Origin of the sequence: Clostridium transplantifaecale, from assembly GCF_900626075.1 — a bacterium.
Taxonomy (GTDB): Bacteria; Bacillota; Clostridia; order Lachnospirales; family Lachnospiraceae; genus Otoolea; species Otoolea transplantifaecalis.
In genome coordinates this window covers 534,121-547,977 of the sequence record NZ_UYZY01000002.1, presented here as the reverse complement: position 1 = coordinate 547,977, position 13,857 = coordinate 534,121, and the positions used below count along the sequence as shown (strand labels likewise).

General features: G+C 50.9%; 14 protein-coding genes. 10 read left to right on the top strand and 4 right to left on the bottom strand.

Features of this window, described 5'->3' with window-relative positions:
- The first annotated feature begins 115 nt into the window (after positions 1-115).
- The 5 genes from holB (at position 116) to EJL91_RS08120 (ending at position 4,299) form a co-directional block, all read left to right on the top strand.
- Entirely contained in the window at positions 116-1,105 is a 990-nt protein-coding gene (gene holB / locus EJL91_RS08140) for a DNA polymerase III subunit delta' (RefSeq protein ID WP_125141456.1), read from the top strand.
- A gap of 3 nt (positions 1,106-1,108) precedes the next feature.
- Positions 1,109-2,020: a PSP1 domain-containing protein gene (locus EJL91_RS08135; protein WP_125141455.1), complete on the top strand. Its 912-nt coding sequence runs from the start codon at positions 1,109-1,111 to the stop codon at positions 2,018-2,020.
- Positions 2,010-2,747 (top strand): tRNA1(Val) (adenine(37)-N6)-methyltransferase, encoded by a 738-nt coding sequence (locus EJL91_RS08130; protein ID WP_125141454.1) that lies wholly within the window; start codon positions 2,010-2,012, stop codon positions 2,745-2,747. The genes EJL91_RS08135 and EJL91_RS08130 overlap by 11 nt, the downstream gene beginning before the upstream one ends.
- A gap of 67 nt (positions 2,748-2,814) precedes the next feature.
- Positions 2,815-3,663, top strand: coding sequence for a 16S rRNA (cytidine(1402)-2'-O)-methyltransferase (rsmI, locus tag EJL91_RS08125; RefSeq protein WP_125141453.1), 849 nt, complete (start codon positions 2,815-2,817; stop codon positions 3,661-3,663).
- An 18-nt stretch (positions 3,664-3,681) separates the two neighbouring features.
- Positions 3,682-4,299, top strand: coding sequence for a hypothetical protein (locus EJL91_RS08120; protein ID WP_125141452.1), 618 nt, complete (start codon positions 3,682-3,684; stop codon positions 4,297-4,299).
- A gap of 173 nt (positions 4,300-4,472) precedes the next feature.
- On the opposite strand, the gene glgB is transcribed toward EJL91_RS08120, so the two are convergent.
- The 4 genes from glgB to EJL91_RS08100 form a co-directional block, all read right to left on the bottom strand.
- Positions 4,473-6,425: a 1,4-alpha-glucan branching protein GlgB gene (gene glgB / locus EJL91_RS08115; RefSeq protein ID WP_125141451.1), complete on the bottom strand. Its 1,953-nt coding sequence runs from the start codon at positions 6,423-6,425 to the stop codon at positions 4,473-4,475.
- Between the two features lie 4 nt (positions 6,426-6,429).
- Positions 6,430-7,776, bottom strand: a complete 1,347-nt coding sequence (locus EJL91_RS08110) for an alpha-amylase family glycosyl hydrolase (RefSeq protein WP_125141450.1) — start codon at positions 7,774-7,776, stop codon at positions 6,430-6,432.
- Between the two features lie 25 nt (positions 7,777-7,801).
- A complete protein-coding gene (locus EJL91_RS08105; protein WP_125141449.1) occupies positions 7,802-8,029 on the bottom strand; it encodes a YaaL family protein in 228 nt (75 codons plus the stop codon).
- Positions 8,030-8,132: 103 nt separating this feature from the next.
- On the bottom strand, positions 8,133-8,498 hold the full coding sequence (locus tag EJL91_RS08100; RefSeq protein ID WP_341466972.1) for an ArsR/SmtB family transcription factor: 366 nt from the start codon (positions 8,496-8,498) through the stop codon (positions 8,133-8,135).
- 380 nt (positions 8,499-8,878) lie between these two features.
- On the opposite strand from EJL91_RS08100, the gene EJL91_RS08095 reads away from it, so the two are divergent.
- The 5 genes from EJL91_RS08095 to EJL91_RS08075 all read left to right on the top strand — a co-directional run bounded on the left by EJL91_RS08095 (position 8,879) and on the right by EJL91_RS08075 (position 13,837).
- Positions 8,879-9,421: a prepilin peptidase gene (locus tag EJL91_RS08095; RefSeq protein WP_125141448.1), complete on the top strand. Its 543-nt coding sequence runs from the start codon at positions 8,879-8,881 to the stop codon at positions 9,419-9,421.
- Positions 9,418-10,428, top strand: coding sequence for a P-loop NTPase family protein (locus EJL91_RS08090; RefSeq protein WP_125141447.1), 1,011 nt, complete (start codon positions 9,418-9,420; stop codon positions 10,426-10,428). The genes EJL91_RS08095 and EJL91_RS08090 overlap by 4 nt, the downstream gene beginning before the upstream one ends.
- Before the next feature lie 53 nt (positions 10,429-10,481).
- Entirely contained in the window at positions 10,482-11,660 is a 1,179-nt protein-coding gene (locus tag EJL91_RS08085) for a TadA family conjugal transfer-associated ATPase (protein WP_423243440.1), read from the top strand.
- Between the two features lie 10 nt (positions 11,661-11,670).
- Positions 11,671-12,456, top strand: a complete 786-nt coding sequence (locus EJL91_RS08080; protein ID WP_125141446.1) for a type II secretion system F family protein — start codon at positions 11,671-11,673, stop codon at positions 12,454-12,456.
- Positions 12,457-12,622: 166 nt separating this feature from the next.
- Complete coding sequence (locus EJL91_RS08075) at positions 12,623-13,837, top strand: immunoglobulin-like domain-containing protein (RefSeq protein WP_125141445.1); 1,215 nt, start codon at positions 12,623-12,625, stop codon at positions 13,835-13,837.
- Positions 13,838-13,857: the final 20 nt, after the last annotated feature.

The following is a 13,857-nucleotide window of genomic DNA, read 5'->3' as shown; positions in this document are numbered from 1 at the left end:
ACTAAAACCCTGAATTAACCTCGGATTCCCTACTAGGCAGCATTTTAATCTTGTGTTATACTATATGAGACAATTTTGTGTGCGGTGGGGAGTTACGCCGTTTCAGGAGGAAGATATGGCAGGTTTTCATGATATAATCGGACATGACATGGTGAAGGACCATTTACAGAAAGCAATCGAGTATCACAAGGTATCCCACGCCTACATTTTATCGGGTGAAGAGGGGATGGGCAGAAAGACGCTTGCCAAGGCATTTGCCATGACGCTTCTCTGCGAAAAAAGTGATAAGGAACCATGCATGCAGTGCCACTCCTGTAAACAGATTATGTCGGGCAACCATCCGGATGTCATCTGGGTGACGCACGAGAAACCGGCCAGTATCGGAGTTGACGATATCCGTGTCCAGATCAATGACTCGATTATGGTGAAGCCGTACAGCAGCAGTTATAAGATCTACATGGTCGACGAGGCCGAAAAGATGACGGTACAGGCGCAGAACGCGCTTTTAAAGACAATAGAGGAACCGCCTTCCTATGCGGTCATCATTCTGATGACAACGAACCAGGAGGTGTTCCTGCCAACGATCCTTTCAAGGTGCATCCAGTTGAAGCTGCGTCCCCTGAAAGATCATGTAATAAGTGATTACCTGGAGGAGATGATGGAGATACCGGAGAGCAAAGCGGATATCTATGCGGCATTTGCAAGGGGAAATCTGGGAAAAGCCATTCACCTGGCTTCCTCGGAGGAATTTTCCCTGCTTTATAAAGAAGTGCTGACACTGCTTAAAAATATAAAAGAGATGGACATTCCCATGCTGCTTGATTACATTAAAAAGCTGCAGGAGGACAACCTGGATCTGTTTGAATGCCTTGATTTCATGCAGCTCTGGTACCGGGATATCCTGATGTTTAAGGTGACAAAAGACATCAACACACTGGTGTTTAAGGATGAATATACAACGGTCAGCAATCTGTGCCAGAAGAGTTCTTATGAAGGCCTGGAGCTGATTTTAAATGCAATAGAGAAAGCTAAGGCCAGGCTGAATGCGAATGTCAATACGGAGCTGGCCCTGGAGCTTATGCTGTTAACAATGAAGGAGAATTAATCTATGACAAAAGTTATCGGAGTCAGGTTCCGCAAGGCCGGTAAGGTTTATTTCTTCGACCCGGCCGGTATGGAGATAAAGACCGGCGATCACGTGATCGTGGAGACTGCACGCGGTATCGAGTTTGGCCATGTGGTTCTCGGGAACCGCGAGGTGGAGGACAAGAAGGTGGTACAGCCGCTGAAGTCGGTTATCAGGATGGCCACCCGTGCGGACGAAGAGGTGGAGAGAAAGAATAAAGAGAAGGAAAAAGAGGCGTTTAAGATCTGCCTTGAGAAGATTAAGAAACACGATCTTCAGATGAAGCTGATCGACGCGGAATATACCTTTGACAATAATAAAGTGCTGTTTTACTTTACCGCGGACGGAAGAATTGATTTCCGTGAGCTGGTAAAGGATTTGGCCGCTGTGTTTAAAACGAGGATTGAGCTTCGTCAGATCGGCGTGCGCGATGAGACGAAGATTATGGGCGGCGTGGGAATCTGCGGCAGGGCTCTCTGCTGTCATTCTTATCTGTCCGAGTTCATACCCGTATCCATCAAGATGGCGAAGGAGCAGAACCTGTCCCTGAACCCGACCAAGATATCGGGTGTCTGCGGACGCCTTATGTGCTGTCTGAAGAATGAGGAAGAGACCTACGAGGATCTGAACAGCAAACTGCCGAATATCGGAGACTATGTGACGACGGACGACGGCCTGAAGGGCGAAGTCCACAGCGTGAGCGTACTGCGCCAGCTTGTCAAGGTAGTCGTAATTGTGGACAGGGACGAGAAGGAAATCAGGGAATACAAGGTGGAACAGCTTAAGTTCAGGCCAAAGCGCAGACGTGAGCGCGTCAATGTCAACGATGCGGAACTGAAGGCGCTGGAAGCTTTGGAGCGCAAGGAAGGGAAATCGAAGTTAGATGACAATTGACCTGAAGGAACATGAGAGAATCGATGAGCTGCACCGGAACGGCTACCGCATCATCCAGAGGGAGAACGCATTCTGCTTCGGTATGGATGCAGTGCTCCTCTCCGGTTTCGCCTTTGTGAAGCCGGGGGAGAAAGCTCTGGATTTGGGAACCGGAACCGGGATTATCCCGATTCTTCTGGAGGCCAAGACGGAGGGAAACCATTTTACCGGGCTGGAAATCCAGGAAGAGATGGCCGAGATGGCATCGCGGAGCGTAAAGCTTAACGGACTTGAAGAAAAAATAGACATCATAACAGGCGATATCAAAGAGGCGGGCCGGATCTTCGGCGGGGCCTCTTTTGATGTAGTGACGACAAATCCGCCCTATATGAACGACAGCCACGGTCTTAAAAACCCGGAACTTCCCAAGGCGATAGCCCGCCACGAGGTGCTGTGCACGCTGGATGATGTGGTGAGGGAGGGAGCGCGCGTACTTCGGCCGGGGGGCCGTTTCTATATGGTGCACCGGCCCCACAGGCTGATCGAGATCATTACGGCCCTCACCAGATACCGGCTGGAGCCGAAGCGGATGAAGATGGTGCATCCCTTTGTGGACAAGGAGGCCAATATGGTCCTGATCGAGGCAGTCAGGGGAGGCCGGTCCATGATTAAGGTGGAAAAACCGCTGATTGTTTATAAAGAACCGGGCGTTTACACCGATGAGATTTACGATATCTATGGGTATTAAACCGCAGGTTTGGAGGATTGGCAACTAATCATTTTGGCGATTGGCGGAGAGCCGCAGGGAGAATAAAATGCAGGGAAAATTATATTTGTGTGCCACACCGATTGGAAATCTGGACGACATAACGCTTCGTGTGCTTAACACACTCAAAACTGTGGATTTGATAGCGGCGGAGGACACCAGGCACAGCATCAAACTGCTGAACCATTTTGACATAAAGACCCCGATGACTAGTTATCATGAGTATAACAAGATCGATAAGGCGAGATACCTGGTGGACAAGATAAAAGAGGGCCTGAATGTGGCCCTGATTACCGACGCGGGAACGCCGGGAATCTCGGATCCCGGGGAGGAGCTGGTGAAGCAGTGTTATGAGGCGGGAGTCGAACTGACCTCGCTTCCGGGACCTGCGGCCTGCGTTACCGCGCTGACCATCTCCGGGATGGGGACGAGGAGATTCTGCTTTGAGGCATTCCTGCCGACGGATAAGAAGGAAAAACAGTGGATTCTGGAAGAGCTTAAGACGGAGACCAGGACGATTATCTTATATGAGGCGCCCCATCATCTTCTCAGGACGCTGGGAGAGCTTTATGAGGCGCTGGGGGACCGGCGCGTGGCCGTATGCCGGGAGCTTACCAAGAAATACGAGACGGTGTTCCGGACGACGCTCAGCGGGGCGATTAACCATTACACTGAGAATGACCCGAAGGGCGAGTGCGTGATTGTGCTGGAAGGACGGACGATCGAAGAGCTTAAGACAGAGGGGCAGGAGGACTGGAAAGAGATGCCGCTTGCCGAACACATGGAACATTATCTTTCCCAGGGGAAGGATAAGAAAGAGTCGATGAAGCTGGTGGCAAAGGACAGAGGAATCAGTAAGAGGGATGTCTACCAGCAGCTTCTGGAAGACGGAGAGTAGAATACAAAGGAGAGGTTCATGTACGAGGATTCCTATTATGCGGACAATGAGATCGACAGGGTGATATACCAGTATTACAGAGAGAACGGCGGATACTTTCTGGGGAATCCGTACGCGGGACAGTATCCTCACTGCCAGTTGATTCTTGATATGGACAACGCGCCGGTGTCGGTGCTCCCGGTAGTGACTTCCCAGTCCAATTATGGTTATGGCTTAACCTGCGCGGCGATGACACAGGCGGAGCTTAAATATCCCTATCATCTGGAGATTGTGCCGATGACTTTTTTCAAAAAGGGGATGGAGCTGATTGCCAAGGCCGATATCAAGGTGAGATACCGCGATCTGGATTCCAGGTATCGGATCAAGAGCGATGAACCCGCCTTTACGAAGTTGATACTCCCCGGCAGCCGCCTGGCGGATTTACTTCTGCAGACCAAGGCATTCCGGATCAAGGTGGAGCCGGTTGCCAAGGAGCGTAACCTGCATGCGGTCCAGGTCTTCAGAAACAGGACGCTGGGAGTGGAAATCCAGGGGAAGACGATTGATTTTGAAGAACTTACTGCAATGGTTGAGATCTGCAGGGAGACGGCTGTGGCAGTGAAAAGCTTTGCCATGCCGGAGAAAGAAGAACGGTAAGGGATGGCATGCCGCCGGAGATGGAAGCTGGCCTTTCATATTAGGGTAATCATGAAAACAAAAAAGCCGGGCTGTCGGGAAATTTTCCGACAGCCCGGTATTTTTAACCGGCCTGTTATTTTTTTAGCCATAATTCTTAAAAAAATAATGAATCTTTCAATTCCGGCAGACCATTAGAAACGGAATATAGCGGTTCCATAAGCCGGAAGCGGATAGGAGAAGGAATACGGCATGCCGTCACACTCCCCTTTGGCGGATTTAAACACCTTCTGCTCTTCACCTCGCTCATAAAGGCCGTGCTCATTGTCCAGGAGCAGCGTGAAGTTGCCCCGCTTCGGAACGCCGACCCGGTAATCTTCGCGGGCGACCGGGGTGAAGTTGCAGATAAAGAGCAGGTTTTTCTTTTTCGTCTCGTCACGGCGGACAAAGCTGAAAATACTTCTGTCGGCATCGTTGGCATTGATCCATTCGAACCCGGAAAAGTCGCCGTCCAGACGGTAAATCGCAGGATATTTCCTGTAGAGGGTGAGGAGGCCGCGGACGTATTTCTGTAAATCCTCGTGGAGTGGTTCGTCGGCCAGATACCAGTCCAGCGCGGCTTTTTCATCCCACTCGTGGAGCTGTCCGAAGTCCTGGCCCATAAACAGGAGCTTTTTGCCGGGATGGCCCAGCATAAAGGTATAGCCTGCCTTCAGGTTGGCAAATTTATCTTCATACTCGCCGGGCATCTTATTCAGCATGGAACACTTCAGGTGCACAACTTCATCATGGGAAAGAACCAGGATAAAGTTTTCGCTGGTGCTGTATGTAATGCCGAAGGTCATCTTATTGTGGTTGGGTTTTCGGAAATAAGGATCCAGTTTCATATATTCCAGGAAGTCGTGCATCCATCCCATATTCCACTTAAAGGTGAAGCCGAGTCCGTCATCCTCTGGCCGTTTCGTCACATTGGGCCATGCCGTGGATTCTTCCGCAATGATGATAGATCCGTCCTTCCGGCCGGTAATCACGCTGTTTAAGTGCTTGAAGAACTCAACAGCCTCCAGGTTTTTATTTTCTCCGTATTTATTGGGAACCCACTGGCCGTCCTGACGCCCGTAGTCTAAGTAGAGCATGGATGCAACGGCATCCACTCTCAGTCCGTCAATGTGGTAATTCTCGATCCAGTAAAGGGCGTTGGCAATCAGGAAATTAGCGACCTCGTTTTTGCCGTAGTCAAATACTTTGGTGCCCCAGTCGGGATGCTCCCCTTTTCTGGGATCTGCATATTCATAGAGCGGCTGCCCGTCGAAATCGGCAAGGCCGTGGGCATCTTTTGGAAAATGGGCGGGTACCCAGTCCAGGATGACGCCGATGCCTTTTTTGTGCAGGTAATTAACAAAATACATGAATTCTTTGGGCGTTCCGTAACGCGAAGTCGGAGCAAAATAGCCGGTAACCTGATAACCCCAGGAACCGTCATAGGGATGTTCGGCAATGCCCATCAGCTCCACATGGGTGTATCCCATCATTTTCACATAGTCGGCCAGTTCGTGCGCGGCCTCCATGTAGGTGTAATATCCGTCCTTCTCCTGGCGGTTTTTCTTCTTCCAGGAACCAATATGTACCTCATAGATGGACATCGGAGACTTTACAGGATCGGCTTCCCGGCGCTTTGTCATCCAGGAGGAATCGCTCCAGCCGAAATTCCTGATATCCGTAGTGACGGATGCCGTCCCGGGCCGGTATTCGGCAGCAAATGCATAGGGATCTGCCTTGAAGAGGATCTTGCCGCTGGTGGTTGTGATGGCGAACTTGTAGAGCTGGCCCGAGCCAAGGCCGGGGACAAACGCCTCATAGATACCGCTGTTTTCCACCTGTTTCATCGGTGTAGAGTCCAGATTCCATCCGTTAAAATCACCCACCACGCTGACGGATTCGCTGTGCGGCGCCCACACGGCAAAATAGTACCCGTCTTTTCCCTGATATGTAAACGGATGGGCCCCCAGCTTGTCAAAGAGTTTGTAATGGCGTCCCTCGCCGTAAAGATAGCGATCCAGCTCACCGATCACTCCAAGACCGGACATCTTTGATTTGGCAGCAGGTGTTTTCCTGGTTGTTCTGCCGGTGTTCTTGCTTCCCGTCATAATGTTAACCCTCCGTTATTCTGAGAATAACTGCGTCGTTACCCTCTAATTCTATTTGAATCCGGTCGCCTTGAATAGTAAATGTCCGTCCGGTTAATAGATCTGTGCAAACATCCGCGCCGGTGTTAAAGGGTATATTCACCGATGCAGGATTTTCGTCGTTGTTCACGGCTGTAATCATCGAAACGTCCTCTGACAGACGGGCAAAAGCATACTGACGGTTGGTCAGCAGCAGCTCCTTATAAGATCCTCCGTGATATGCCTCTTCGGCCAGGTGAATCTGCCCCAGCTTACGAATCAGTTCCGTCAGTTCACAGGACCGCGAAGCCGCCTCTGAAATGGCGATCGCAGGGCGGAGTCCGTCGTCCGAGTACGGGGTCCTGCGGCCCTCCGTACCCCATTCGCCGCCGTAGTAGATGGAAGGGATTCCGGGCAGGGTAAACAGCAACGCATAGACTGGTTTCAGATGCGCCTTACTGTTTAATTTGCTGGCGATCCGATCCTCATCGTGGTTGTCGACAAAGGTATAAAGTTCTCTGGCCACGGCCTCCAGCCTGCGGACATTATGGGCCAGTTCAAAATAATTGTGGTCGTTGTGGGCGGAATAAATGCTCTTGTGCATCTCGTAATTCGTCACCGAGTGGAGCATCTCATCATTGACCCAGCGGGAATACTCTCCGTGGATAACTTCTCCCATCAGCCAGAAGTCAGGTTTAACGGCATTTGAGACCTGCCGCAGCTCCTTCATAAACTGAAAATCCAGGACATTGGCACAGTCCAGGCGTATGCCGTCAATATCAAATTCACGGACCCAGAACCTGACCGTATCCAGGAGATAGTTTTTCACATCCTGGTGATGCAGATTCAGGCAGGGAAGTTCCCAGATACCATGCCAGGCCTCATATCCAAAGGAATCCCCCATGGGACTGTTAAAGCCGAAGTTCACGCCTTTATACCAGTCCCGGTATGGAGACGCCTCCCGGTTGATGCAGATATCCTGAAATGCGAAAAATTCACGTCCCGTGTGGTTAAAGACCCCGTCAACGACGACGCGTATGCCGTTCTTATGGCAGAGGTTAACAAAATTTATAAAGTCTTCATTCGTGCCGAGACGGCGGTCCACGGCCCTGAAATCCCTGGTGTCATAGCCATGGGTCGAAGATTCGAACAGCGGTCCGATATAGACTGCGCTGCAGTTTAAACTTTTAATATGCGAAACCCACAGATCCAGTTCGGTAAAACGGTCTGCGGCCGCGGTTTCCGCATTTTGCCTGGGCGCGCCCGTCATACCCAGCGGGTACATATGATAAAAGACGGCCTCTTCATACCAGGTGTGTTTATTGTGTGCCATGCTTGTCCTCCCCAGGCAGCGTGTGCTATGCGTAAGTTTCCTGCTCCTTAATGCTTCGGAGAAGGAACTGATAGCGAAGCTGCGCAGCTTTTAATTCATAAATATAACAATCGATCAATGTGGGATCCACGACCTGTTCAAACCGGTTGATAGCGGTGTCAATGGTACCCATAGCCTGCTTAAGCTCTTCCAGAAGTTCAGGATCCAGCCTGCGGGCTTTCATACTGCGTTTTGCCTGTCTTGATAATCTCATATTATTTCACTCCTGTATAATCCGTGCAATGGTCCGGCCGACAAATATGCGCTTTGTCAGCAGTTTATGGATGCTGTAATTAGTATATACAGGAATGGAAAGTTTATGCATCCATGCCCAGAAATGACTGGAGGTTTGTACCCAGTTTTGTGAGCTGTCTGGTGCTGTCGACGATAGACAGATAGTAATAATTACAGGTGCCTTCACGGCGGATGGAAATCAGCCCGGCATCTTTTAAAAGTTTTAAATGATGGGAAACAGCCGGACGCGACAGGCTGGTTTTTTCAGTGATTTCCCGCACGTTCATACCGTGGCGGCTTAAGTTTTCCAACGAGAAATCTCCGCCGCACGTTCTGTAGGCAGCATCGGTCAGGGACTCGATAATGGACAGCCGTATCTCATCGCCGAGCGCGATAAACAGAGGCATGCAGTCGTGGAATAAATTTTTCAGTTCCAATACGTCGGGCAAGGCGTTTCCTCCTTTGGTTTAAAAATTTGAACTAATATTATTTTAACATTTTTAGGAAAGCCAGTCAACGTAAAGCCTGCGGGGACCGGAGGAATAAATGAATAAAATTCCGACCTGTTTTTTGGTGATTTTTTTTGAAAAAGGGAGTTGACTTTTTGGACAAAAGTGTTCATAATAAAAAAACGTTCTTCACAGTTTAGCAGAGGCTATCCTGTAACAAATATTCTTGCTGCATCCCGCAGCGTGGTTTATCTTTTATTGTTATCTATATCATTTGTTTTTCGCTTATTTTCCGGTTTGATTGCTGTTTTGTGTTATTGGCCGCCGTTTGATATTACAGGCTGCAGGTGCGTTACCGCCGCTTCGGAAGGAGGGATTGGGTGGGAGATTTTGTGTTACTGTTTTTTCTGTCGGGCTGTGCTTTATCCGATCTGAAGACAGGAAAGATTCCGAATGTTTTAGTGCTGCTTGGGGTTGCGTCATTCGGAATTACCGTTTTTATCAGGGGGCCGTCCTCCGGGACTGGAGTCTGGGAGACAGGGACGGTTTTTATTCTGTTTTTTGTCCGGATCCTGTTTACGGCCAGTGTGCTCTTTCCGCTTTTTTTGTTCAGAATGATGGGAGCCGGGGATATTAAGGTGATGGCGGTGACGTCCGGATACCTGGGCATGGACAGAGGGTTTCAAATTATATTCTATGGTCTGGCGGCCGCGGCCGCGTGGTCTTTTATCTATATGCTGCGAAAGCGCATTCTTTTAAATCGTATCAGATATTTCCTGAATTACATGAAAAATATATTCCGGACAGAGTGCATACTACCCTATTACTGTGCATGCGGACAGGATGGAGCGGGACTCTGTTTCGTCCCCTTTCTGTGGTGCGGGTACTGTCTCTGGCTGGCGGCGAACGGAGGCATGGTATGAGACATGTTATGGCAATTTATGACGTAGACCCGCTCTATGCGGCGAGGTTTGCGGATGTGGTGAACCAGAAAGAGAAGATTCCTTTTGAGGTGCTTGCCTTCTCCTCTTTCGACAGGCTGAAAAGCTATGCAAAGGACAATCCGGTGGAGCTGCTTTTACTCAGCAGCGCGGTCAGCCGGGAGGAGGCGGAGGCGCTCGGCGCGGGCAGGGTGATCCGGCTGGCGGACGGGGAGACCGTGCAGGCTGATATGGAGTATCCGAGTATTTACAAGTATCAATCCAGCGAGAATATTATCCGGGAGGTGATGGCCTGCTACTGTGAGAAGGAGAAAGATCTTCCGGTCGGACCGGCTCTGGGAACGGCGGCAAGGATACTGGGGATATATTCGCCGGTAGGACGATGCCTGAAGACCTCCCTGGCGCTCACGATGGGGCAGCTACTGGCCCAGGAGGGGCGGACCCTGTATCTGAACCTGGAGGAGTGCTCCGGCCTGTCGGTTCTGACCAGGGAGGAGTACAGGGAGGATTTATCGGATCTGCTGTATTTTTACACCCAGGGAAGTTATAACCTTCTCCGGCTGAACAGCGTGGTACATTCCATCAATGCGCTGGACTACGTGCCTCCCGTGCGTTACCCGGAGGACCTTGCCCAGACCGACACGGAGCAGGTGGCCGGACTGATTGGGAAGATAGCCTGCGAAAGCGGCTACGAGAGCATTATCCTGGATATCGGGAGTCTGGGGAAGTTCGCTTCCGGACTGATGGACCTGTGCTCTGTCATCTATATGCCGATCAAGGAGGACAGCGTATCCCTTGCCAAGCTGGAGGAATTTGAACACTACCTGGACGTATCCGGGAATGAGGCGGTGAAAGACAAAATCAGGAAGCTGAGACTCCCGTATCACAGCAGCTTCGGGCGGAGGGAGAATTATCTGGAACAGCTTTTATGGGGAGAACTGGGAGACTATGTGAGACAGCTTTTGAGAGGAGGCAGGCGACAGCCATAGACACGGCGGTTATGACAGAGGAAAAGGAGAGGAAAAACAGGCTCAGGGCCAAGATGATGGCTGAACTGGAAGGGAGAATGCAGGTGGAGGATGAGGAGCTGCGCGAGATGATCGACAGCGCTGTCCTCAAGGAGGCGGAGGAGACATATCTGACCCTGAAAGCAAGGCTCCGCCTGAAGAAAGAGCTGTTCGATTCGTTCAGACGTCTGGACATTCTGCAGGAGCTGGTGGATGATCCGGAGATAACGGAAATCATGGTCAATGGAGCGGATCACATATTTGTAGAAAAGGGCGGCCGGATCAGCCGCTCCGATCGGACTTTTGACTCGGCAGAGCAGCTTGAAGATCTGATACAGCAGATTGTCAGCCGGGTGAACCGGACGGTAAACCTCTCCTCCCCGATTGCGGACGCCAGGCTGGAGGACGGTTCCAGGGTGCATGTGGTACTTGCACCCGTGGCAATCGACGGACCGGTCCTGACCATCAGGAAGTTTCCGGAACCTATCACAATGGATAAGCTGATCGGCCTGGGGAGTATCACCAGGGAAGGGGCACAGTTTTTAAAGACAGCAGTCAGGTCGGGGTATAACATTTTTGTGAGCGGCGGAACGGGATCCGGAAAAACTACGTTTTTAAACGCCTTGTCGGAGTTTATACCGGAGGATGAGAGAATTATCACGATTGAAGATTCGGCGGAACTTCAGATACGTCATATCCCTAATCTGGTCCGCCTGGAAACGAGGGTTGAGAACCGGGATGGCAGCAGGGAGATTTCGGTCAGGGATTTGATAAAGGCCAGCCTGCGCATGAGGCCGGATCGGATTCTGGTGGGTGAGGTTAGAGGGGCGGAGGCCCTGGAGATGCTTCAGGCCATGAATACGGGCCATGACGGTTCCCTTTCTACCGGCCACGGAAACAGCCCGAAGGACATGATAACGCGCCTGGAGACGATGGTCCTGATGGCCGCGGATCTGCCCCTGGCCGCTGTGAGAAATCAAATCGCCTCGGCGGTGGAGTTAATGGTACACGTGGGAAGACTGCGCGATAAAAGCAGAAAAGTTCTGGAGATATCGGAGGTGACGGGATGTGAGGAGGGACAAGTCATACTGGAACCAATCTTTACCTTTCGGGAGAGAGAAGGAAAGGACAGGAAGCGGGTGGAAGGCACACTGGAAAAGGTGGGCGAACTGCGGCGGAGAGAAAAACTGCGGGCCGCTGGCCTGGATAAGTGAATCTATCGGGATGCAGAAACAGGATCGGCAGGAAGGCCGGATTAAAGCAGGCGGCCAGACGGTATACGACAGATACAGTCTTTCAGGCCGGGAGTGGTTTACGTATGCGGCCGGAGGAACCGTGGCCTGTGCCGCGACGGCGTATGTATTCTACAGAAGCATTGCAGCTTTTTTGATTTTTCTTCCTTTGGGAATTCTTTATCCGTTAATAAAAAGAAAGGAGTTGACGGTACGGAGAAAGGAGGCGCTCAGGCAGCAGTTTAAGGAGGCGGTGCTGATTCTCTCCTCCTCCCTGGGCGCGGGATATTCCGTAGAAAATGCTTTTGCCGCGAGTCTGCGGGAATTGGAGGAGCTTTATGGAGCGGAGGGGATGATTACGGTGGAATTCGCCTACATCTCATACCAGTTGAGAATGAACAGGACGATAGAAACGCTGCTGGCCGAGTTCGCAGCAAGAAGCGGATTGGAGGAGATAAAGAACTTTGCCGAGATATTTGCCGTTTCCAAGAGGAGCAGGGGAGAACTTGTCTCCGTCGTCGACCATACGGTTCATGTGATCAGTGACCGCCTGCAGGTCAGGGAGGAGATTCTGACGATGACGTCCGAAAAGCAGTTTGAGCAGAAGATTATGAACCTGGTTCCCTATTTTATTGTTTTCTATATCGAGTTTTCATCGCCCGGTTTCTTCTCACAGATGTATGTGACAACGGCGGGGCGGGTGGTGATGACGGGATGCCTTATCGTGTATGTAGCTGCCTGTTTTCTGGCGTTGAAGATACTGAATATTGAGCTTTAGTGATAAAGGCAGAGTAACAAAAGGGAAAAAGTGAGAAGCGAGCAGAAAAGAAACCCAAGAAGAGAATCGAAAAGAGATTCGAATAATGAGCCGATAAGGGAACCGAAGGAGACGGAAGAAACATGAAAGGGAATGGACCTTGAAGAGATGGAGATGAGATGGAGCGATGAAGGTGGAAAAACGGCAGGTTACCTGTGTCATTTTGGGGATAATTCTTGCCCTGGCCTGCTTTTTTGTGGACAGGCAGGAGCCGGGGTTAGCCGGGGGCCGTGGAATTGGGAGAAATTCCTATGGACAGGGGGAAAAGGAACAGATTGTCATTGTAAAAGGACTGCTTACGGAAAAGACGCCCGTGGACGTACGAATTGGAGAGCGGCAGTATACCGGAGAGGAGGCTGCACAGGCTATCCAATCAGCCGTAGAGGAATTATCCGCAGAAATGTCAGGGGACAATGAATCACTGGAACGGGTACGGGGCAATCTGAAGCTGACCTCCTGGCTGGATGAATATGGAGTAGCCGTACAGTGGCAGCCGGAGGATACGGAACTAATCAGCCCATCCGGGGAAGTTTTCAACAGAGACTGTCCTGAGAACGGCACGGAGACGTTATTAACGGCCAGATTGAGGGCAGGAGAGCGCTCAGAAGAATACATATTCCGGCTGACGGTTTTTCCGCCGGGAGGCTCGGCGGAAGAGAAAAAGGTTGCAGCTTTTAAGCGGTTCCTGGCCGAGGAAGAGGAGAAGCAGAAGCACTCGGAAGTATTTCTTCTGCCCGCGCAGTTTGAGGGCGAGGATATATCCTATACCGTGAAAAAAGGACGGGATTATCTGGCATTTCCATTGCTCGGCGTATTGGCGGCAGTGCTGTTGCCCCTTAAGGACAGACAGAAAGAGAAGGAGGAAAAGAAAAACAGGGAACAGCAGATGATGATGGACTATTCCGAGATCCTGTCCAGGCTCGTTGTGTTTCTGGGAGCCGGCCTTCCCGTAAGAAAGGCCTGGGAAAAGATAGTGGCGGATTATATGCAGACGGCAGAGGATAATGGAAAGAGGGCGGCTTATGAAGAAATGGCGTCAGCCTATCACCAGATGCAGAGAGGAGTGCCGGAAATACGGGCCTATTCAGAATTTGGCAACCGCTGCAGAGTGCTTCCTTACAGGAAACTGGCCGGGATACTGGAACAGAATGTGAAAAACGGCTCTAAGAGCCTTGCGCCAATTCTGGAAACCGAGATGGAGAATGCTTTTGAACAAAGAAAGAATCTTGCCAGAAGGCTGGGGGAGGAGGCCTCCACAAAGCTGCTTCTGCCTTTGTTTATGATGCTGTTGATTGTGATGGTGATGATATCGGTTCCGGCCTTCCTGGCTTTCGGAATCTGATACACCGGAGAGGAGAGAAT

Bases quoted from the DNA above. Each gene is read 5' to 3' on its own strand.
- EJL91_RS08085 (WP_423243440.1), top strand. From the start codon at position 10,482: ATGATGGCTGAACTGGAAGGGAGAATGCAGGTGGAGGATGAGGAGCTG.
- EJL91_RS08110 (WP_125141450.1), bottom strand. From the start codon at position 7,776: ATGGCACACAATAAACACACCTGGTATGAAGAGGCCGTCTTTTATCAT.
- EJL91_RS08120 (WP_125141452.1), top strand. From the start codon at position 3,682: ATGTACGAGGATTCCTATTATGCGGACAATGAGATCGACAGGGTGATA.
- EJL91_RS08130 (WP_125141454.1), top strand. From the start codon at position 2,010: ATGACAATTGACCTGAAGGAACATGAGAGAATCGATGAGCTGCACCGG.
- EJL91_RS08135 (WP_125141455.1), top strand. From the start codon at position 1,109: ATGACAAAAGTTATCGGAGTCAGGTTCCGCAAGGCCGGTAAGGTTTAT.
- glgB (WP_125141451.1), bottom strand. From the start codon at position 6,425: ATGACGGGAAGCAAGAACACCGGCAGAACAACCAGGAAAACACCTGCT.
- EJL91_RS08075 (WP_125141445.1), top strand. From the start codon at position 12,623: ATGAAGGTGGAAAAACGGCAGGTTACCTGTGTCATTTTGGGGATAATT.
- EJL91_RS08090 (WP_125141447.1), top strand. From the start codon at position 9,418: ATGAGACATGTTATGGCAATTTATGACGTAGACCCGCTCTATGCGGCG.
- rsmI (WP_125141453.1), top strand. From the start codon at position 2,815: ATGCAGGGAAAATTATATTTGTGTGCCACACCGATTGGAAATCTGGAC.
- EJL91_RS08080 (WP_125141446.1), top strand. From the start codon at position 11,671: ATGCAGAAACAGGATCGGCAGGAAGGCCGGATTAAAGCAGGCGGCCAG.
- holB (WP_125141456.1), top strand. From the start codon at position 116: ATGGCAGGTTTTCATGATATAATCGGACATGACATGGTGAAGGACCAT.
- EJL91_RS08105 (WP_125141449.1), bottom strand. From the start codon at position 8,029: ATGAGATTATCAAGACAGGCAAAACGCAGTATGAAAGCCCGCAGGCTG.